At 67.8% G+C, this 20,660-nt stretch carries 13 protein-coding genes; 7 read left to right on the top strand and 6 right to left on the bottom strand.

What is annotated here, in order from left to right; translation table 11 throughout:
* Nucleotides 1-141 precede the first annotated feature (141 nt).
* On the top strand, nucleotides 142-633 hold the full coding sequence (rraA, locus tag ACIBK2_RS42255; RefSeq protein ID WP_396976253.1) for a ribonuclease E activity regulator RraA: 492 nt from the start codon (nucleotides 142-144) through the stop codon (nucleotides 631-633).
* 84 nt (nucleotides 634-717) lie between these two features.
* Here rraA and ACIBK2_RS42250 read toward each other — a convergent pair whose 3' ends face one another.
* Nucleotides 718-936, bottom strand: coding sequence for an RNA-binding S4 domain-containing protein (locus ACIBK2_RS42250; protein ID WP_040729260.1), 219 nt, complete (start codon nucleotides 934-936; stop codon nucleotides 718-720).
* A gap of 143 nt (nucleotides 937-1,079) precedes the next feature.
* Here ACIBK2_RS42250 and lysX point away from each other — a divergent pair, with 143 nt between their 5' ends.
* The 4 genes from lysX (at nucleotide 1,080) to ACIBK2_RS42230 (ending at nucleotide 5,895) form a co-directional block, all read left to right on the top strand.
* The gene (lysX, locus tag ACIBK2_RS42245) at nucleotides 1,080-4,400 is read left to right on the top strand and encodes a bifunctional lysylphosphatidylglycerol synthetase/lysine--tRNA ligase LysX (RefSeq protein ID WP_396976228.1); all 3,321 of its coding nucleotides are present in this window, start codon (nucleotides 1,080-1,082) and stop codon (nucleotides 4,398-4,400) included.
* Between the two features lie 125 nt (nucleotides 4,401-4,525).
* The gene (locus ACIBK2_RS42240; protein WP_396976226.1) at nucleotides 4,526-4,732 is read left to right on the top strand and encodes a hypothetical protein; all 207 of its coding nucleotides are present in this window, start codon (nucleotides 4,526-4,528) and stop codon (nucleotides 4,730-4,732) included.
* Between the two features lie 86 nt (nucleotides 4,733-4,818).
* Entirely contained in the window at nucleotides 4,819-5,430 is a 612-nt protein-coding gene (locus ACIBK2_RS42235) for a histidine phosphatase family protein (RefSeq protein WP_396976224.1), read from the top strand.
* A 183-nt stretch (nucleotides 5,431-5,613) separates the two neighbouring features.
* Complete coding sequence (locus ACIBK2_RS42230; RefSeq protein WP_396976222.1) at nucleotides 5,614-5,895, top strand: hypothetical protein; 282 nt, start codon at nucleotides 5,614-5,616, stop codon at nucleotides 5,893-5,895.
* 70 nt (nucleotides 5,896-5,965) lie between these two features.
* On the opposite strand, the gene ACIBK2_RS42225 is transcribed toward ACIBK2_RS42230, so the two are convergent.
* The 4 genes from ACIBK2_RS42225 to ACIBK2_RS42210 all read right to left on the bottom strand — a co-directional run bounded on the left by ACIBK2_RS42225 (nucleotide 5,966) and on the right by ACIBK2_RS42210 (nucleotide 15,069).
* Nucleotides 5,966-6,865 (bottom strand): cutinase family protein, encoded by a 900-nt coding sequence (locus ACIBK2_RS42225; protein WP_357380086.1) that lies wholly within the window; start codon nucleotides 6,863-6,865, stop codon nucleotides 5,966-5,968.
* Between the two features lie 569 nt (nucleotides 6,866-7,434).
* Nucleotides 7,435-8,904 carry a glutamate synthase subunit beta gene (locus tag ACIBK2_RS42220; protein WP_396976219.1) on the bottom strand — a complete coding sequence of 490 codons (1,470 nt, stop codon included), beginning with the start codon at nucleotides 8,902-8,904 and terminating at the stop codon, nucleotides 7,435-7,437.
* Nucleotides 8,905-8,963: 59 nt separating this feature from the next.
* Entirely contained in the window at nucleotides 8,964-13,613 is a 4,650-nt protein-coding gene (gltB, locus tag ACIBK2_RS42215) for a glutamate synthase large subunit (protein ID WP_396976217.1), read from the bottom strand.
* Between the two features lie 874 nt (nucleotides 13,614-14,487).
* Nucleotides 14,488-15,069 (bottom strand): chorismate mutase, encoded by a 582-nt coding sequence (locus ACIBK2_RS42210; RefSeq protein ID WP_396976215.1) that lies wholly within the window; start codon nucleotides 15,067-15,069, stop codon nucleotides 14,488-14,490.
* Between the two features lie 320 nt (nucleotides 15,070-15,389).
* Between ACIBK2_RS42210 and ACIBK2_RS42205 the strand changes: the two genes are divergently transcribed.
* Both ACIBK2_RS42205 and ACIBK2_RS42200 read left to right on the top strand, forming a co-directional pair.
* Nucleotides 15,390-17,090 (top strand): DUF4407 domain-containing protein, encoded by a 1,701-nt coding sequence (locus ACIBK2_RS42205; RefSeq protein WP_396976213.1) that lies wholly within the window; start codon nucleotides 15,390-15,392, stop codon nucleotides 17,088-17,090.
* Between the two features lie 297 nt (nucleotides 17,091-17,387).
* The gene (locus ACIBK2_RS42200; RefSeq protein ID WP_396976211.1) at nucleotides 17,388-19,001 is read left to right on the top strand and encodes an adenylate/guanylate cyclase domain-containing protein; all 1,614 of its coding nucleotides are present in this window, start codon (nucleotides 17,388-17,390) and stop codon (nucleotides 18,999-19,001) included.
* A gap of 73 nt (nucleotides 19,002-19,074) precedes the next feature.
* Here the strand turns inward: ACIBK2_RS42200 and ACIBK2_RS42195 are convergent, their stop codons facing one another.
* Nucleotides 19,075-20,622 (bottom strand): MFS transporter, encoded by a 1,548-nt coding sequence (locus ACIBK2_RS42195; protein ID WP_396976209.1) that lies wholly within the window; start codon nucleotides 20,620-20,622, stop codon nucleotides 19,075-19,077.
* Nucleotides 20,623-20,660 lie beyond the last annotated feature (38 nt).

The following is a 20,660-nucleotide window of genomic DNA, read 5'->3' as shown; positions in this document are numbered from 1 at the left end:
GTTTTGCGAGCGCCGTTCGCGGCCCGTCTCGCGTCCGAGTGGCCGAAGCGCATGCGCCGCAGGCGCGAGTCTCGGCCGCTCGGACGCGAGACTCCGGGGGCCGCGAACACGCCGGGCCGCAGGCACGGCAAAATCAACACAGTGACCGAATCGCAGAATGATGTTGTCGCCACTGCCGACCTGGCCGACGAGATCGGCCCCGAGATCCGCAGCTGCGACACGCAGTTCATCCAGTTCGGTGGCCGCGCGGCCTTTTCCGGCCGGATCAGCACCATCCGCTGCTTCCAGGACAACCTGCTGGTCAAGCAGACGCTCGGCGAACCGGGCAACGGCAAGGTGCTGGTCGTCGACGGCGACGCGAGCGTGCACACGGCATTGGTCGGCGACATCATCGCCGGGCGCGGCGTGGACAACGGCTGGGCCGGCGTGATCATCAACGGCGCGGTACGCGACTCGGCGATTCTGCGCACCCTCGACATCGGCATCAAGGCGCTGGGCACCAACCCGCGCAAGAGCACTCAGACCGGCGCGGGCGACCGTGATGTCCCGGTCGAATTCGGCGGCGTCACCTTCGTGCCCGGCGACATGCTCTACAGCGACCACGACGGCGTCGTGGTCCGCGCCGAAGACTGAAAGCTCTGTCTGATCGGCGGCGCTCGCTGGCCCTTCGTGGTTACGCAGGCTCCCGCCTCCGGGCCTGACGCTCACGCCGCGGGGTCAGACCGACACCCTCGCCTGATGGCCGGCGAGGGTGACGACATCGCCGATCTGCAACTGCCGCCCGCGGCGCAGTTCCACCTCGTCGTTCACCCGCACCAAGCCGGAGGCGATCACCGTCTTCGCCTCCGAGCCGGATTCGATCAGATTGGCCAATTTCAGGAACTGACCGAGCCGAATGCCTTCGTCATCGATCGGTACGTCGACTGGTTCTGCCATGAGATACATCCTTACCTTGCACCCGGAATCGGTAAACGCCAGCCCCCGCGCGCGTCGCTGACACGCGTGTGCGACGCGCCGAGAACCGACATGCCCGGGAGGTCTTCGAGCACCACGACGGCGGCACCGTACACACTGGTTCAGTGACCACCACGCAAGCCCGGCAACACCTGATCGAACCGCCCGCGGACAGACCGACCCCACCGGTCCCCCATCGGGGGCATGGACGACTGGCAGAGGTCCCGCATATCGCGGGTCTGGTGCTCGGGGTTTTCGCGGTGGTGTGTTTGCTCTGGAGCCTGTCGCCCGGCTTACGTTTCCTGACCCAGGTACCGCGTCGCTACATCGACAACTACTACTTCGACGCACCCGACACCAACCTGATGTGGGCGCTGATCATCGGCCTGCTCGCGGGCGCGCTGGCCAGTCGCAAGCGCATCGCCTGGTGGCTGCTGCTCGGCTACGTGTCGCTCTACGCGCTGGCCGACGGCCTGGACTTCGCGGACACCGGCAATATCGACGCGCTGGTGGCGATGATCGTGCACCTCGCCGTGATCGGCGTGCTGGTCGCGGCCTGGCGCGAGTTCTACACGAAGGTGCGCCGCGGGGCGGGCTGGAAGGCGCTCGGCGTGCTGATCGGCGGCCTGACGGTCGGCTGCATGCTCGGCTGGGGTCTGGTCGAGTTGTTCCCCGGTTCGCTGCCGCGCGGCGCGCAGCGGCCCGGCTGGGCCATCTATCGGGTAACCGCCGCGGTGCTGGTGGACAACGAACACTTCGACGGCCACCCGCGCCCGTTCGTGAACTTCCTGCTCGGCCTGTTCGGCGCCATCGCGCTGCTCGCCGCGGTGATCATCCTGCTGCGCTCGCAGCGGGCGGCGAACGCGATGACCGGCACCGACGAATCCGCGATCCGCGGCCTGCTGGAACGGTCCGATCTGGAGGACTCGCTCGGCTACTTCGCGACCCGCCGGGACAAGGCGGTGGTGTTCGCGCCGAGCGGCAAGGCGGCGGTCACCTATCGGGTGGAACTGGGCGTCTGCCTGGCCAGCGGCGACCCGATCGGTATCAGGGAAGCGTGGCCGCAGGCGATCGACGCGTGGTTGCGGCTGGCCGACCAATTCGGCTGGGCGCCAGCGGTCATGGGCGCCAGCGAGCTCGGCGCGACGTCGTACCGGCGCGCGGGCCTGTCCGCGATCCGGCTCGGCGACGAGGCCATCCTGGACACCAGGACGTTCTCGCTGGCCGGCCCCGAGATGAAGCCGGTCCGCCAGGCCGCGAACCGATTGCGCAAGCACGGCATCACCGTGCGGATCCGGCGGCATCGCGACGTGCCCGCCGACGAGTTCAAGCAGGTGATCGCCCGCGCGGACGCCTGGCGCGACACCGAGACCGAACGCGGCTTCTCGATGGCGCTCGGCAGGCTCGGCGATCCGCTGGACGCGGACTGCCTGCTGGTCGAGGCGGTCAACGGGCAGGACCGGGTGCTCGGCATGCTGTCGCTGGTGCCGTGGGGCCGCACCGGCGTCTCGCTGGAGCTGATGCGCCGGGATCCGCACGGCCCGAATGGCGTGATGGAGCTGATGATTTCGCAGCTCGCGCTCAACTCCGAGCAGCAGGGCATCACCAAGGTCTCGTTGAACTTCGCGGTGTTCCGCTCGGTGTTCGAGGAGGGCGGGCGGATCGGCGCCGGTCCGGTGCTGCGGCTGTGGCGCGGTGTGCTGCTGTTCTTTTCGCGCTGGTGGCAGCTGGAGGCGCTGTACCGCTCCAATGTGAAGTACCAACCGCATTGGGTGCCAAGGTTTTTCCTGTTCGAGGAGCGCAGGCAACTGCCGAGGGTCGCGGTGGCCAGCGCGCTCGCCGAGGGCTTCCTGCCGCGCTTCGGCAAGGAGCCGGACACGATCTCGCACACCGGCATGCACAGCGCGGTGCCCGCGAGCATGACCGGGCTGCACGCCGACGGCAGCCCGCCCGAACTCGGCCCGGTCGAGGGCAAGGAACAGCTGCCGCGCCGTCCCGAGCAGGTGCGGGTCCGGATGGACAAGCTGGATCGGCTCACCGAGTCCGGCGTCGAGGCGTACCCGGTCGCCTACCCGCCGACGCACACCGTCGCCGGGGCCAGGAAGTCACCGCGCGGCACCACGGTCCGGGTGTGCGGCAGGCTGCTGCGCATCCGCGACTACGGCGGCGTGATCTTCGCGGTGGTGCGCGACTGGACCGACGACATTCAGCTGGTCATCGACCGCGATCGGGTCGGTGCCGAGCGCAGCGCCGAGTTCACCGAGTTCTTCGACCTCGGCGACCTGATCGAGGTCAGCGGTCAGATCGGCAGCAGTAGGCGCGGCGAGCTCTCGCTGCTCGCGGCGGACTGGCGGATGCTCGGCAAGTGCCTGCATCCGTTGCCGGACAAGTGGAAAGGCCTGTCCGATCCCGAGGCGAAGGTGCGGCAGCGCTACGTCGACATGGCGATCAACCCGGAGACCAGGGAGGTGCTCGCCAAGCGCAGCGCGGTGGTCCGCTCGCTGCGCGACTCGCTCAACGCCTGGGGCTACCTGGAGGTAGAGACACCGATCCTGCAGCAGGTGCACGGCGGCGCCAACGCCACCCCGTTCCTCACCCACATCAACGCCTACGACCTGGACCTGTATCTGCGGATCGCACCCGAGCTGTACCTGAAGCGGCTCTGCGTCGGCGGCATGGAGAAGGTGTTCGAGATCGGCCGGACCTTCCGCAACGAGGGCGTCGACTTCAGCCACAATCCCGAGTTCACCATTCTCGAGGCGTATGAGGCGCACAGCGACTACGAGCGGATGATGCACGTCTGCCGTCAGCTCATCCAGGAGGCCGCGCTCGCGGCCAACGGCGCGATGGTGGCGTTGCGGCCGCAGAGCGACGGTTCCTACGAGCAGGTGGACATCTCCGGCGAGTGGGCGGTGAAGACGGTGCACGGCGCGGTGTCCGAGGCGCTCGGCGTCGAGATCACCCCGCAGACCGACCTGGAGCAGCTGCGCGAGCTGTGCGACAAGGCCGAGGTGCCCTATCAGCACGGCTGGGATCCGGGCCAGGTGGTGCTGGAGATGTACGAGCATCTGGTCGAATCCCACACGGTGGAACCGACTTTCTACATCAACTTCCCCACCTCGGTGTCCCCGCTGACCCGCGCCCACCGCCTGATTCCGGGTGTAACTGAACGCTGGGATCTGGTGGCCTGGGGCGTCGAACTCGGCACGGCCTACAGCGAACTCACCGATCCGGTCGAGCAGCGGCGCAGGCTCACCGAGCAGTCGCTGCTCGCGGCCAACGGCGACCCGGAGGCGATGGAGCTCGACGAGGACTTCCTGCAGGCGCTCGAGCACGCGATGCCGCCGACCGGCGGGCTCGGCATGGGCGTTGACCGGGTGGTCATGCTGATCACCGGGCGCAGCATTCGCGAGACCTTGCCGTTCCCGTTGGTGAAACCTCGCTGAACGGAGCGTTGCCGGCGAAGGGTCCACAGGGGACGAATCGGACAGCTACCCTGGGAAATTCGGGCCGGGGCGGCCGGGCACATTCGGCCCCGGGAGGAGTCCGATTCACGAGATGGGGTTCGGAAATGTACCTTGACCTGCTGACCAATATGAGCCTGGTGGACCACAGCGTCTGGGCGAGCCCGGACACCTGGAACTCGGCAATGGAGCTGGCGGCCAAGAAGAAGCGACGCAGCAGCGGGGGCCTGATCATCGGCGGGCTCTGCTGCCTGCTGGTGGTCGCAGCCATCATCGGCGGCATCTACTTGCTGATGCGGCGCCGGAAGCAGTAACCAGGACAAGCGGCAATGGCCCGGCTCGGGTCCGCACAGATCGACGCGGGCGGCGATACCAAGCGGTATGCGGCAGAGTGGGGCGTGTGCAGTTGATTCTCGTTCGCCATGCCCAGCCGATCCGGATCGTGAACTCGGCCGGTCCCGCCGATCCCGAGCTCGCGCCCGTCGGCCTCGAGCAGGCCGAGCGGGTGCCCGCCGCGTTGAGTCAGCATCGGATCACCCGGGTGGTGAGCAGTTCGCAGCGCCGGGCGCGCGATACCGCGGCACCGACCGCGGCGAAGCTCGGACTCGACGTGGATATCGTCGACGACCTGGCCGAATACGATCGCGACCTGCCTGCCTACATTCCCATCGAGGACGCCAAAGTCGAGTTCCGCGAGGTCTACGAGCGGATCAAGGCCGGGTACTTTCCGGACCAGATCGACGGCGGGGCGTTCAAATCCCGGGTGCTCGACGTGGTCACCGAGATCGCCGCGGGCACCGATCCAGCCGACACGGTAGTCGCCTTCACGCACGGCGGCGTGGTCAACGTGCTGCTGCAGGAAATACTCGGCTTGGAACGGCCGCTGACCTTCCCGATCGACTACTGCTCGATCACCCGAATCCTGTTCTCCCGCACCGGGCGGCGGACCGCGGCGACCGTCAACGAGAACGGGCACGTCTGGGACCTGTTGCCGCGCAATATCAAACCCTGAGCGACCCATTCACAGACGATTGGCAGGGACGTCGCACCGCCGTCCCAGCGACGGAACCTTCTATGGGAGCTGGCCGGTTCGAGCGATCTGCAAGCAATCGCTAGCGGTGAGCCACCACCCCAGTGGCGCACAGTTCGGCCCAGTTCGAGAGAAAGGAATTCCGTGTCGCTCTCCAGAACATCTATGCGGCGTCGCATTATCGGGATCGCCGCGGCGGGGGCGCTCCTCGCCCTTCCGCTAGGCGCGTTCGCGGCCACGGCCTCCGCCGAGGCCCCGGCACCCGACGCCACGATTCAGGTCCAGGCGGCCAACGGTGACGTGGATCAGCAGGGCGCCGACATCAACCGGCCCCATCACAAGCACCGTCCCGGCGGACCGCACCGCGGCCATCACCCGCATCCGGATGGCGCGCCGCAGCTTCAGCAGCAGTTCCAGCAGATGCTGCCGCCGACGGGCTCCGGATAATCCCTGCTCGACAAAGCGAAGGCCCACCTCCCGTGCCAGGAGGTGGGCCTTCGCTTGATGTCGGGTGGATCTAGGCCATGCCCGCGATCCAGTTGTGCATCCAGGAGACGGCGGTCTGACCGCCACCGACCGGGTAGCTGCCGTACAGCGTGTGCGCCTGCGACTTGTAGAACCGCTCCAGGTCCTTGGCCCGCTGCTCGTTCGCCGAGTCGGTCAGCTGCGCCTGCAGTGTCGGCACGCCACCGTGCGCGAACAGGTCGCCCACGATGTTGCCGGCCTCGATCTGGTAGCGCCACATATTGGCCGGGTTCGCATCCGAGGCCTGCGCCATGAAGCCGGCGAACCGGGTGACGAAGTCGTCCGGCTCGGTCGCGCAGTACAGGTCTTCGGTCGCGCAGATGCTGCGGGTGCGGTCGCTGACCCAGCCGAAGCCGCCGACCCGTGGGCCGCCCGCTCCCGCGCCGGGGGCGGGCGCACCGACCTGAACGTCGGTCGGCGAACGGCGCGGGTCGGAGATCAGGCCGACGCCGGCGATCCGCTCGGGCGCGATCACGCTGAGCCCGGTGCCGATCTCGGCCGCGAGATCACCCGCGGCGTCGGCGCCCTGGCTGTACCCGACGAGCGCGATCTTCGTCGCGCCGCACGAGTGCGCCATGTCCGAGATCAGGCCGCGCGCCCGATCGACGGCTTCCTTCTTCGAGTTGCCGTAGACCTCGCCTTCCCAGGGGAAAGCGGTCGCGGCATAAGTCACATAGTCGACGTCCGTCGACCGGGGCAGGTTATTCGTGACGCCCGCCAGCATGCCGGGTTGCGGCTTCTTGTCTTTGCCGGTTTCCCAGGTACCAGGGATCGCCACTACGTAGAGGCTTGGGCAGCCAGGGTCCGCGCTCGCGGAACCGGCACCGAACACCATGCCGGACAACACCGTCGCGGATGCACCAAGAGCCGCGACAACCTTCTTCAACTGCATACCGCTCCAGTCCAAACCAATGCCCCTCGTGGGCATCCCCGACAAGTTGCGCACCAACTCTGAACCCGACGGGTGACCTTCCAGTGCACACTGGGTTAACACCGGTCACCCACCACCATGACGGCTGCGACCCCAAACCCGCATCCCAAGATCAGCAGCGCGACGGGATCACAATAGAGGGCCGGAGCCGCTCACGCCATCCGAAACTCCGGGCCGTGTCCGATTTCCGTCGAATGCCCAAAACCCAACCACCCCAGCACAACCCGCCGCCCAACCGCATCCGACCGACCCCGCCCCGCCGCTTACATTCCCGCAATCACACAGCAAATTCAGACTCATATCGGAACCTACCCACTCCAGCGGGCATAACAAGTCTTTATCCACACCTAATCAGCGAGTTAGGCCGGACCTCGGCAAACATCGAGAGCCCCGCTATGGAGGCTCGCATACCGAAGCCCGAATTCCGTTGACGGCCAAAATCGTCCCCGGGAGTGTCGGAAAACAAAAGCGCCTGTGGACGTCGATGTCCACAGGCGCTTTTTCCGCTCCGGTAAGAGAGGGGTTTCAGGTCAGCGTTGGGCGACCATGGTGGGGGTGATGGGGGCCGGGAGAGCCGTCTCACCTTCCAGGAAGCGGTCGACCGCCGACGCCGCGGCGCGGCCTTCGGCGATGGCCCAGACGATGAGGGATTGGCCGCGGCCCATGTCGCCCGCGACAAAGACGCCGGGGATGTTGGTCGCCCAGTTCTTGTCGCGCTGGACGTTGCCGCGCTGGTCGTAGCCGACGCCGAGATCTTCGAGCAGGCCCGGCTTTTCGGGTCCGGTGAAGCCCATGGCGAGCAGCACCAGGTCGGCCTCGAGGGTGAAATCGGTGCCGTCGACCTTCTCGAAGCGGCCGTTGGCCATCTTGACCTCGTGCGCCTGCAGGCCGGTGACCTTGCCGTCGGTGCCGACGAAACGCTCGGTGTTCACCGAGAACACCCGCTCGCCGCCCTCTTCGTGCGCCGAGGACACCCGGAACATCAGCGGGTAGGTCGGCCACGGCGTAGAAGTGGCGCGCTCCTCGGGCGGGCGCGGCATGATCTCGAACTGGTGGATGCTTTCCGCACCCTGCCGGTGCGAGGTGCCGAGGCAGTCGGCGCCGGTGTCGCCGCCGCCGATGATGATGACCTTCTTGCCCTTGGCGTGGATGGGCGGCAGGCCGTCGGCGTCGGTGACGTCGTCGCCGAGCTGCACCTTGTTGGCCCACGGCAGGAACTCCATGGCCTGGTGGATGCCATCGAGTTCGCGACCGGGGATGGGCAGGTCACGCGCGATGGTGGCGCCGCCGGACAGCACCACCGCGTCGTACTGCTCGCGCAGCTGCTCGGCGGTGATGTCGATCCCGACGTTCACGCCGGTCTTGAAGATGGTGCCCTCGGCCTCCATCTGCGCCATCCGGCGGTCGATGAAGCGCTTCTCCATCTTGAATTCCGGGATGCCGTAGCGCAGCAGCCCGCCGATGCGGTCGGCCCGCTCGAACACGGTCACGGTGTGCCCGGCGCGGGTGAGCTGCTGGGCGGCCGCGAGTCCGGCGGGGCCGGAGCCGACGACGGCGACCTTCTTGCCGGTCAACCGGGTCGGGTAGACCGGGGTCACCCAGCCCTCGTCGAAGGCGTTCTCGATCAGGTCGATCTCGACCTGCTTGATGGTCACCGGGTCCTGGTTGATGCCGAGGACACAGGACGCCTCGCACGGCGCGGGGCACAGCCGCCCGGTGAATTCCGGGAAGTTGTTGGTGGCGTGCAGGCGGTCGATGCCCTCGCGCCACTGGCCCTTGTAGACCAGGTCGTTCCACTCGGGGATCAGGTTCCCGAGCGGGCAGCCGTTGTGGCAGAACGGAATACCGCAGTCCATGCAGCGGCTGGCCTGACGCTGCAGGGTCGCCTTCGGGTAGCCCTGCTCGTAGACCTCTTTCCAGTCCATCAGCCGCAGCTCGACCGGACGACGGGTGGGTAGTTCCCGCGAGGTGTGCTTCAAAAAACCTTGTGCGTCAGCCACGTTCGGCCTCCGTAATCTTGCCTGTGGACATCGGACTCAGCTGGTGGATGCGGTGTGTCCTAGCCACGGGCCGCCTCCATGATCGCCTCGTCGACGTCCTTGCCCGCCTTCTCCGCTTCGGAGATGGCGAGGAGAACCTTCTTGTATTCGCGCGGCATGAGCTTGACGAAGTGGTTCACCTGCTGCGACCAGTCGCCCAGAATGCGTTCGGCGACAGCGGAACCCGTCTGATCGCGGTGCTGGGTGATGATGTCGCGCAGCCAGGTGAAGTCGTCACCGGAGAGTTGCTCGACCGCGTCGGCCTGCTCGGGGTTGAGCCTGGCCTCGAAGGTGCCGTTCGGGTTGTAGACGAACGCGACACCGCCGGACATACCGGCGCCGAAGTTGCGACCGGTCTCACCGAGGATGACGACCCGGCCGCCGGTCATGTACTCCAAGCCGTGGTCACCGACACCCTCGACCACCGCGAGGGCGCCCGAGTTACGCACGGCGAACCGCTCGCCGACCACGCCGCGGATGAACGCCTTGCCGTTGGTGGCGCCGAACAGGATCACGTTGCCCGCGATGATGTTCTCCTCCGCCACGAACTCGGCCGGTGCGTTCAGCGACGGGCGCACCACCAGGTGGCCACCCGAAAGGCCCTTGCCGACATAGTCGTTCGCGTCACCCTGCACGCGCAGCGTGATGCCGGCAGGCACGAAGGCGCCGAAGCTGTTGCCCGCCGAGCCGGTGAAGGTGATGTCGATGGTGTCGTCGGGCAGGCCAGCGCCACCGTAGAGCTTGGTCACCTCGTGGCCGAGCATGGTGCCGACGGTGCGGTTCACGTTGGTGATCTTGGTTTCGAACTTCACCGCCTGGCCGCGCTCGAGCGCGTCCCGGCTCTGCGAGATCAGCTGCTGATCCAGCGCCTTGTCCAGGCCGTGGTCCTGCGTCTTGGTGCAGCGGCGATCCTGGTACATGAACGCGGTCTCGACGTTGTCGAGGATCGGCGACAGGTCGAGCTTGCTGGCCTTCCAGTGCTGCTTGGCCTTGGCGGTGTCGAGCAGGTCGACCCGGCCGATCGCCTCGTCCAGCGTGCGGAAGCCCAACAGCGCCAGGTGTTCCCGCACCTCTTCGGCGATGAACAGCATGAAGTTCTCGACGAATTCCGGCTTGCCGGTGAAGCGTTCGCGCAAGACCGGGTTCTGCGTCGCGACACCGACGGGGCAGGTGTCGAGGTGGCAGACCCGCATCATGATGCAGCCCGAAACCACCAAAGGCGCGGTGGCGAAACCGAATTCCTCGGCGCCGAGCAGCGCGGCGATCATCACGTCGCGGCCGGTCTTCATCTGACCGTCCACCTGCACGACGATCCGATCGCGAAGTCCGTTGAGCAGCAACGTCTGCTGGGTCTCGGCCAGGCCGAGCTCCCACGGGCCGCCCGCGTGCTTGAGCGAGGTCAGCGGCGAGGCGCCGGTGCCACCGTCGTGGCCGGAGATCAGCACCACGTCGGCGTGCGCCTTGGACACTCCGGCCGCGACGGTGCCGACGCCGGGCTCCGCAACAAGTTTCACGTGAATCCGCGCCTGCGGGTTCGCGTTCTTCAGGTCGTGGATCAGCTGCGCCAGATCCTCGATCGAGTAGATATCGTGGTGCGGCGGCGGCGAGATCAGGCCGACGCCCGGCGTCGAGTGCCGCACCTCGGCGACCCACGGGTACACCTTGTGCGCCGGAAGTTGGCCGCCCTCACCGGGCTTCGCGCCCTGCGCCATCTTGATCTGGATGTCGGTGCAGTTGGTCAGGTAGTGCGCGGTCACGCCGAAGCGGCCGGAGGCCACCTGCTTGATCGCGCTGCGCCGCCAGTCGCCGTTCTCGTCCGGCTCGAAGCGAGCGGGCGATTCGCCGCCCTCACCCGAGTTCGACCGGCCGCCGAGGCGGTTCATCGCGATCGCGAGCGTCTCGTGCGCCTCCGACGAGATGGAGCCGTAGCTCATCGCGCCGGTGGAGAAGCGCTTCACGATCTCCGAGGCGGGCTCGACCTCGTCGATCGAGATCGACGCGCGCTCCTTCTTGAACTTGAACAGGCCGCGCAGCGAGGCGAGCCGCTCGGTCTGGTCGTCGACCAGCTTGGTGTACTCCTTGAAGATCGAGTACTGGCCGGTGCGGGTCGCGTGCTGCAGCTTGAACACGGTGTCCGGGTTGAACAGGTGGTACTCACCCTCGCGCCGCCACTGGTATTCGCCGCCCACCTCGAGCTCGCGGTGCGCGCGCTCGTTGCGGTTCTCCAGGAACGCGATCCGATGCCGCTCGGCGACGTCGGCGGCGATGTCCTCGAGACCGATGCCGTCCAGGTGCGAGCGCAGGCCGGTGAAGTACTCGTCGGCCAACTCCTGGGAAATGCCGATCACCTGGAACAGCTGCGCGCCGGTGTAGGAGGCCAGCGTGGAGATGCCCATCTTGGACATCACCTTCAGCACGCCCTTGCTGGCGGCCTTGTTGTAGTTGTAGACCGCCTTGCGGAAGTCCTCGGCGTGATCGCCGGTGCTGCCGGGCATGTCGAGCGCGCCGCGCTCGAGCATGTCCTCGATGGTCTCGAAGGCCATGTACGGGTTGATCGCGGCCGCGCCGAAGCCGACCAGCATGGCCATGTGGTGCACCTCGCGGGCGTCACCGGCCTCGATGACCAGGCCGACCATGGTGCGGGTGCGCTCACGCACCAGGTGGTGATGCACCGACGAGGTCAGCAGCAGCGACGGGATCGGCGCCAGCTTCTCGTTGGACTCGCGGTCGGACAGCACGATGATCCGCGCGCCGCCGTCGATGGCGGCCGAGATCTGGGTGTTGATCGCCTTGAGCGCCTTGCGAAGTCCCTTGCCGCCCTTGGCGACCGGGTACAGACCGCGCACGATCACCGAACGCAGCTCGGGCTGGGAGCCGTCGTCGTTGATGTGCACCAGCTTGGCCAGCTGGTCGTTGTCCAGGATCGGCTGCTCGATGGCGATCTGCTTGCAGGACTCCGGGCCGGGGTGCATCAGGTCGGCCTCGGGGCCGAGGGCCCGGCGCAGGCTGGTCACCACCTCTTCGCGGATCGCGTCCAGCGGCGGGTTGGTGACCTGTGCGAACAGCTGGGAGAAGTAGTCGAACAGCAGCCGCGGCCGCGACGACAACACCGCGATCGGGGTGTCGGTGCCCATCGAGCCGAGCGCCTCGCCGCCGGTCTTGGCCATCGGCGAGATCAGCAGGTTCAGTTCTTCGTTGGTGTATCCGAAGATCTGCTGGCGGATCAGCACCCGGTCGTGCGACATGTGCACGTGCGGGCGGTCGGGCAGGTCCTCGAGCTTGGTCACACCCGCGTCCAGCCATTCCTGGTACGGGTGCTCGGCCGCAAGATCGGTCTTGAGCTCGTCATCGCCGACGATGCGGCCCAGCGAGGTGTCGACCAGGAACATGCGGCCGGGTTGTAGTCGGACCTTGCGCACGACCTTGGACGGGTCGATGTCGAGCACGCCGACCTCGGACGCCATCACGACCAAGCCGTCGTCGGTGATCCAGATGCGGCTCGGGCGCAGGCCGTTGCGGTCGAGCACGGCGCCGACCACGGTGCCGTCGGAGAAGCACACCGACGCCGGGCCGTCCCACGGCTCCATCAGCATCGAGTGGTACTCGTAGAAGGCGCGCCGACGCTGATCCATCGTCTCGTTGCGTTCCCACGCCTCGGGGATCATCATCAGCACCGCGTGGGGCAAGCTGCGGCCGCCGAGGTGCAGCAGTTCCAGCACCTCGTCGAAGCGCGCGGTATCGCTCGCCCCCGGGGTACAGACCGGGAAGATCTTCTCCAGCCGGTTGTTGCCCGCCGAGTCGGTGCCGAAGATGTCCGAACGCAGCAGCGCCTCGCGCGCCCGCATCCAGTTCTCGTTGCCGGTGACGGTGTTGATCTCACCGTTGTGCGCGACCCGGCGGAACGGGTGCGCCAGCGGCCAGGACGGGAAGGTGTTGGTGGAGAAGCGCGAGTGCACGATGCCGAGGGCGGACTCCACCCGGCTGTCCTGCAGGTCCAGGTAGAAGGCGCGCAGCTGCGGCGTGGTGAACATGCCCTTGTAGACGAAGGTCTGGCCGGACAGGCTCGGGAAGTACACCGACTCCTTGCCGACCGTGCCCTCGCCGGGACCCGCCTTGCCGAGCTCGTGCTCGACCCGCTTGCGGATGACGTACGCGCGCCGCTCCAGGTCCATTCCGGACAGCTGCTCGGCCGCACCCCTCGGAGAGCCGATGAAAACCTGCCGGAACGTCGGCATCGCGTCGCGGGCGAGCGCACCCAGCGACGACTCGTCGATCGGCACCTCGCGCCAGCCGAGCACGGCCAGGCCCTCTTCCTGCACGATCTTCTCCACGCCGTAGGCGGCACGGGCGGCCTCACGACGGGCCTGCGGCAGGAAGGCGATGCCGGAGGCGTAGGAGCCCTCCGGCGGCAATTCGAAGTCCACGATGGCGCGGAAGAACCGATCCGGAATCTGGATCAGAATGCCCGCGCCGTCACCACTGTTGGGCTCCGCGCCCGCAGCACCGCGGTGCTCCAGGTTCAACAGAGCCGTAATAGCCTTGTCGACGATGTCGCGGCTGCGGCGGCCGTGCATGTCGACGACGAACGCGACACCGCAGGCGTCGTGTTCGTTCGCCGGATCGTAGAGCCCGACGGGTCCAGGTGACCGGTGGCCAGGAAGTTGCATCATGCCTCTGCCTTCAAGAAGGGCGTTCGACGAAAAAGAAATAGGCAATTTCGTCTGAATGCCTCCGTACAAGACTGCGCCCGTACGTTCCGAAACCAGCCGCGCTGATGGTCTTCGGCGTGCAGTCACGTCTCCAGTTGTTCACCCGCTTCAGTGACGTAGTGGGTGCTCGTCGGTAACAGATCCCTAACGAGATCCTTACCTCCGTGCGGGTTCTCGCCAGCTACGCTGAGCACCGGCTAGGAGCTGCCCGAGCGGGCGAGGGTGCCGATCATTCTGTGTTCGGCGTAAGAGCAAACGATAAGTCAGGTCCGGGGCCCAACCAACTTAGGTTGCACTAATAACCGGGTCTAGCTGGGCTTCTTCATTCGGTCCTCCACGTGTGCGCGTCGTCCAGTGTAAAGCAGCGAGTACCCCATGATCGATCCTGCGGCCCGCGAGGCCAGCCGCAGGACGCTGGCGCGCGAGAGCGGCCCCAAACCTCGCAAAAAGGTCAGGAAACCGCTCTCACCTGCATCGAAGATGATTTCCCTCGCTCAGCATCCGGCAAACCCCTCGGCGGCGGCTAACTCGGAAGCGGGCTGGATGAGAGATTTCCGACAGGGTCCTGACGAGCCCGCGATGGGATCCGACCGTCCGGATTCTTTTGCCGCCTGTGGCTTTCAGCACACATACGGCAAACATGTCGGAGTGGTATTCGACACATTTCGGCAGCTGAAACCTATACGCCGTCAGGCGGTAATAGACGTGACTTATTGCGGGCCAGAACGGCTTTCACCGAATAATCGCCGATGAAGCCGAACTCAACACCTGAAGTTGGTCCTCAAAAAGGAGTTAAGGGCGTCCTCAGAACCGTTCTGCGCGCGGTGTGCAGCGTTCAGCGCGGCGCACACAGCGCGGCCGCGGCACGCACCAACGCGGCCTGATGCAGCGCGTCGGTATTACCGGCGGTGAATACGCCGAAGACGCTGACGGCCAATCTTTCGGCACAATCTGGAGCGCTCAGTTCGGCGCGGCGCGCGGCGAGTTGGTCCACGATGTCGATGTTCACCCGGTCGATCACCGGGCGCACCGACGTCAGATCCGGGGCCGACCCGGGCGCGGCGGCCGGGTCGAACCGCCAGCGGGTGATCAGGCCACGCTGCACGACCTTGTTGGACTCGATCTGACCGGCGAACACCTGCCGCACCCAACTTTCCGGCAGGTCGAGGCCCGCGCCGAGGCGGGCCATCGAGTCGTAGACCACAGCCTCCCTGGCCGGATCGTCGATGGTGGGTTCGGTGCCGGTCTGGGCGGCGCTCACCCACTTCGCCGCGGCCACCGCGTCGCCGGTGTCGAGTCGCTCGAGCACCAGCGCGACCAGGCGGTCCAGCGACGGGTCGCTGCCCGGATCCGCCGCTGCGCTAACCGGCGACACGATCAGTGCCGCCAAGATGATCACCAGCGTGCTGAGCCGCATGACCTGACCTCCCGAGATGGTTCGCGCGGAAACGGATCATCGAGTCAGAGTAAGCGACCGAGCACCCGAGCTCCGGCGGTGCGCGCGCCGGAAATGGGCCTCGCACAAGCGGCTTGGCATCCCCGTACCCGCACCACATCGCCGGTTTTGTGAGCCTGGCCACATACCTCCGCCGCCACTCGGTGTGTCGGGTGCGGTCCTGTCACGCTGTGACAACGAAACCATGTCGGTTTCAGCTGACCCTTTCGAGCGACCTGCAAGCAGTCGCAAGCGATACCCGCGAGACCAATTCCACTGGGACCAAGAGGATGTGAGTTCCCATGACCCTCACCGGCTTGTTCACCTGGCTCGGCGGGGGTCAAGACAGCGAAGTCGCCTACCGCCACGAACGCACCGGATACGCCATGACCGGCGCGGCGGTGCTGTTGTTCGCGATCGTGTCCGGCCTGATCACCGCACTCGCGTTGGCTTCGACCGGCACCTGGGCGGTGCTCGCGATCATTCTGGTCGCGCTGCTCGTCGCGGTGCTCGCGGGCGCGATCGCGCGTGCGCTGGCGACCGCGCGACCCGCGGGGGGACCCGATCGACTCGGCCTGCTCGCTCGGCTCGGTGTTGCCGTGCTGGCCGGTGGGCTGATCGCCGAACTGGCCGCCATCGTGGTCTTCGGCGGCAGCGTCGACCGGACCCTCGAGGAAAGAGCCCAGCGCTCGGTCGCTTCCGCACCCCAGGTCATCACCGCGCAGGCCGATCTCGACAAGGCCCGTGCGGACCGGACCGCGCTGGATCAGTCGATCGCCAAGGCACAGGCCGACGTCGACCGTTCGCTGGTGATCGCCCGCTGCGAACTCAGCCCGAGCCCGGACTGCCCACAGCTCCAGATCACCCGGGTGCCGGGACGCGGACCGGAAGCCCAAACCGCCAACGACATGCTCGACGACGCCCGCAAGCAGCTGGCCACGGCACGGGGCCGGGTCGACGCGCTGGACACCCGGCTCGCCGACGACGAAAAGGCCGTCGCCACCGCCGAATCGGCCGCCTTCACCGGCGCCGACCGCGGCCTCGGCGCGCGCTGGCAGGCGATGAACGACTACACCACGCAGCACGCGGGCGCCATGCCGTTGCGCATCCTGACGATCATCGCCCTGATCGCGCTGGCCCTGCTGCCGCTGGTGCTGCGGTGGTGGCGCGGACAGACCTCGTTCGACCGCCGCGCCGCCTTCCTGGATGTGCAGAATCAGGCCGAGCACGAGGCCGACGCCGCCATCGCGGTCAAGCGGGCCGAGACGCGGGTCGCGGCCGAAGCCCTGCTCGCCGAACAACAACTCACCGCAGCGCGCCTCGCCGCCGAGGCGGACACCGCGATCGACCGGGAGCGCCAGCGCACCCGGATCGTCGCGGCCATCGGCGGCCTGCGGATCGGTATCACCGAACCGCCGCGCCGCCCCGAACTACCAGCCGCACCGGCTGACGATCGAAAGGACAGCTCCGTGTCTGCCGAAGGATTCGCGACGCCGAACCTGCCCGCCCCCGTCACCGCGCGGGCGCTCGCGCCGAGCGCGCCTGCGCCCAAGACCGGTGGCGGCCTGGCACTTCCGCTGATCGGCACGGTGCCGTTCACCGACACCGCGGCCAGGTTGATCCGACCGCTGGTGCCGTCGTTCGTGGCCAACGCGATCGACAACGCCACCCATCCGCTGCGCACGGCGCGCCAGGCGTTCGAAGAGGTCGAGGAGATCACCTTCACGCTCAAACGCACCCGCAAGGTCACCATCGACACCCAGGATTCGCACCCCGGTTATCAGCTCGCGCCGGGGTCGCCGGAGGCGCTGCACGCCCAGCGCATCGCCGCCACCGTGGTCGACGCGGATTACGGGCAGCAGGACCCGCGCTACTCGGCCCTGCCGGAGGGCTCGGCGGCACAGCCGTACGGCCTCTCGGGCCAGCGGCACGACGAGCTCAGCGGCCGCGGGCAGGCCGAGCTTCAGGGCCGTGGCCAGCGGGAACTGCCGCGCGGTCACTGACTGCCTACCGTGGGGGTCATGCGACGCGTTCGAGCGAACCGGGCCCGCACGGTGTCGGCGACGTATCCGAACGCCGCCGTACTACTACGTTGTCCGATCCAGCACGGCTTCGCGCCGCGACGCGGGATCCGGCACGACCACGCGCCCCGGCGCAGACCGGATGCGCTCCCGCGGCAGGCCAGGCCGACAGCCCGCACCGTTTCGCGGGCACCGACGGGATCGATAGTCGAGGCGCTCGGACGATCTTGGACGTCTGGTCCGGCTCTTCGCGGGTGGTCCGGCTTAGGCTTTCCTCCTATGGCCCACAGTGACGTCTCGACAGCCGCCTTCGGGTCGCGGCTGCTCGGACCGGTGGACGAGTCATCCGGGATGCGCAGGCTCCGGGTGCAGCTGCTGCTGACCGTGCCGCTGGTGGCCGCGAACCTGGCCGGGATGGCCGTCACCTTCGCGCTGATCGGGTTCGTGCTGCCCGGGCCGACGATCTTCACCAGAGAGCTGCTGCTGCTCGACGTCATCGCGACGCCGTTGTACTCGGCCCTGGCGCTGCTGATCGGGATGTGGTGGGGCACGGTCAGCGGGCTGCGTGCGTTGCGCTGGGCCACCGATCCGAACCAGGTGCCCACCGAGGCCGAGCAGGTCGCGGCGGCCGCGGTGCCGCGACGGCTGGTGATTCGGCAGGCGGTGCTGTGGTTCGCCGGGGCCGCCGTGCTGACGCCGCTCTATGCCGTGGTCGAGCCCGCACTCATTCCGAAGATCTTGCTCGGCATCGGATTCAGCGCCATTGTGGTGTGCGCCAACAGCTATCTGATCGCCGAATTCGCGCTGCGGGCGGTGACGGCGCGGGTGTTGGACGCGGCACCGGCGCGGCGTCGGCGTGGGATGGGCGTGTTCATCCGGTCGCTGATCGCCTGGATGCTCGGCGCGGGTGTGCCGGTGGCGCTGTCGATGATCGTCGCGGTGTGGGCGCTGGTCGACTCGTCGGTGAGTACGGCCCGGCTCGCGGTGTGCGTGTTGTCGCTGGGCGGTGCCACGTTGGTGTTCGGTCTGGTGCTGATGATGCAGACGGTGTCGGCGACCATCGCACCGATCCGCGGCGTGCGGCGCGCGCTGCGCCAGGTGGAGGACGGCGACTTCCGGGTGACGATCACCGTGTACGACGGCACCGAGCTCGGTGAGCTGCAAAGCGGTTTCAACCACATGGTGGAGGGGTTGCGCGAGCGCGAACAGATCAGGGATCTGTTCGGCAAGCACGTCGGCCGCGATGTCGCCGACGCGGCGCTGGCCGGCAATCCGTCGCTCGGCGGCGTGGAGACCGAGGCGGCCGCGCTGTTCATCGACATCGTCGGCTCCACCACGATGGCCGCGACGGTGCCCGCCGCCGAGATGGTCGCCATCCTGAATCGCTTCTTCGACATCGTGGTGGACGAGGTAGAGGAGTACGGCGGACTGCTCAACAAGTTCGAGGGCGACGCCGCGCTCGCTGTATTCGGCACGCCCGCCACCCTTTCCGACGCCTCGGGCGCGGCACTGGCCTGCGCCCGCGCGATCCGGCGTCGGCTCGATGACACCGCCAACGACTTTATTGCCGCGATCGGCGTCGCTGCGGGCCGAGTGGTCGCGGGCAACGTCGGCGCCAGGCAGCGCTACGAATTCACCGTCATCGGCGACGCGGTCAACGAGGCCGCCCGCCTCTGCGAACTCGCCAAGCAAGACGACCTACTCCTCGCCTCCGCCAACACCCTCGCCGCCGCCGACCCTTCCGAGGCCGAACACTGGCACCTCGGTGAATCCGTCACCCTCCGCGGCCGCCTCACCCCCACCCAACTGGCCCGTCCCCGAAACTCCGGACCACGTGGCATCCGTCCAGGCGGGCAAAATCAACAGCCGCACAGCGACGGGCTTTCTCCTTAATACCTGTCTCGAATACAGCCGCACCCGCTCCGGTGGCTCCGAAGCGGGTGCGAATCGACTGGGCGACAGGATGTTACGGACGCGGGGTGCGCAACCGGAACGCCACCACCGCTGCGATCAGCAGGATCGACGCGGTCCCGATCGCGGCGAAGTGGATGCCCGAGACGAACGCCTCGTGCACCGAGGTGAGGAAGGCGCCGGACACCGACTCCGGTAGTTGTCGCGCGAAACCCGTGGCCGCGCCGAGGGATTCGGATGCGACACCAACCTGGTCACTGGGCACGTGGGTCAGGTCGAGACCGTTGCGGAAGATCGCCATGACCACGCTGCCGAGGATGGCGACGCCCAGCGCGATGCCGGTTTCGTAAGCGGTCTCCGAGACGGCCGCCGCCGCGCCGGCCCGCTCGATCGGAGCCGAGCTGACCACCAGGTCCGACGAAACCGTCAGCGCGACACCGACACCGGCACCGATGAACAGGAAGCCGAGGATGAACGGCGTCGTGCTGCCCGCCGGATTCGGGCCGAGCCAGAGGAACAGCGCGGAGCCGAACGCGGCGACGGTCAGCGCACCGCCGAGCACCACACCGGGCCGGATCCGCTGCACCAGCCACGCCGCGGCGAGCGAGGCGACCACGCTGGCGGCCAGGCCGGGCAGCAAGAGCAGTCCGGCTTCCATCGGCGAGTGACCGAGCACCAGCTGCAGGTACTGCGAGCCGAAGAACAGCACACCGGCCAGCGCGAACACCGCGAGCAGGTTGGTGATCACCGCGGTGCGGAACCTGGGGAGCGCGAACAACTTCAGGTCCAGCATCGGGTTCGCCAGGGTGCGCTGCCTGCGCACGAACACCACGCCCGCGACGACGCCGACCGCACCGATCACGGCCAACCGCAGGCTGAGCCCGTGGGCCGCCGCCTCCTTGATCGCGTACACGATCGGCACCAACGCCAGCATCGACAGGCCCGCACTCGGCAGATCGAAGCGGCCGGGGTTCGGGTCACGCGATTCCGGAACAAGGAACGGGCCCAAGGCGATCAGCACCAGCATGACCGGCAGGTTCACCAGGAACACCGAGCCCCACCAGTAGTGCTCGAGCAGCCAGCCGCCGAGCAGCGGACCGGCCGCCGCGCCGCCGCCCGCCATCGCACTCCACACCGCGATGGCGACGGTGCGCTGCCGCGGATCGAGGAACATCGAGCGGATCAGGCCGAGGGTCGCGGGCATGAGCGTCGCACCGGCGACACCCTGCAGCACGCGCGCCCCGATCAGCATTTCCGGCGAGACGGCCCAGGCCGCGATCAGCGATGCGACACCGAAACCGGCCGCGCCGATCAGCAGCAGCCTGCGGCGGCCGATCCGGTCGCCGAGGTTGCCCATCATCACCAGCAGGCCGGCCAGCACGAACGAGTACACGTCGATGATCCACAGCAGCTGCGGCGTGGTCGGCGCCAGATCGGCGCTGATCGCGGGCACGGCCAGGTCGAGCACCGTCGCGTCGACCGCGAGCAGCAGCAGGGCGAGGGCGAGCACGGCGAGGCCCGCCCAGTCGCGCACGGTGGCGCGGGGCGGGGTCTCGGTGTTCGGCCCGGTCAGCCGGGGGTTCTTCGCGGTGTGTGTGGCCATTGGCTTTCTCGACTTCCGTCGCCTATCTCTTCTTACCG

It is taken from the genome of Nocardia sp. NPDC050175, assembly GCF_044459885.1.
GTDB lineage: Bacteria > Actinomycetota > Actinomycetes > Mycobacteriales > Mycobacteriaceae > Nocardia.
Note: the sequence above shows the minus strand (reverse complement) of the source record. Positions and strands in the feature narration are given on the sequence as shown.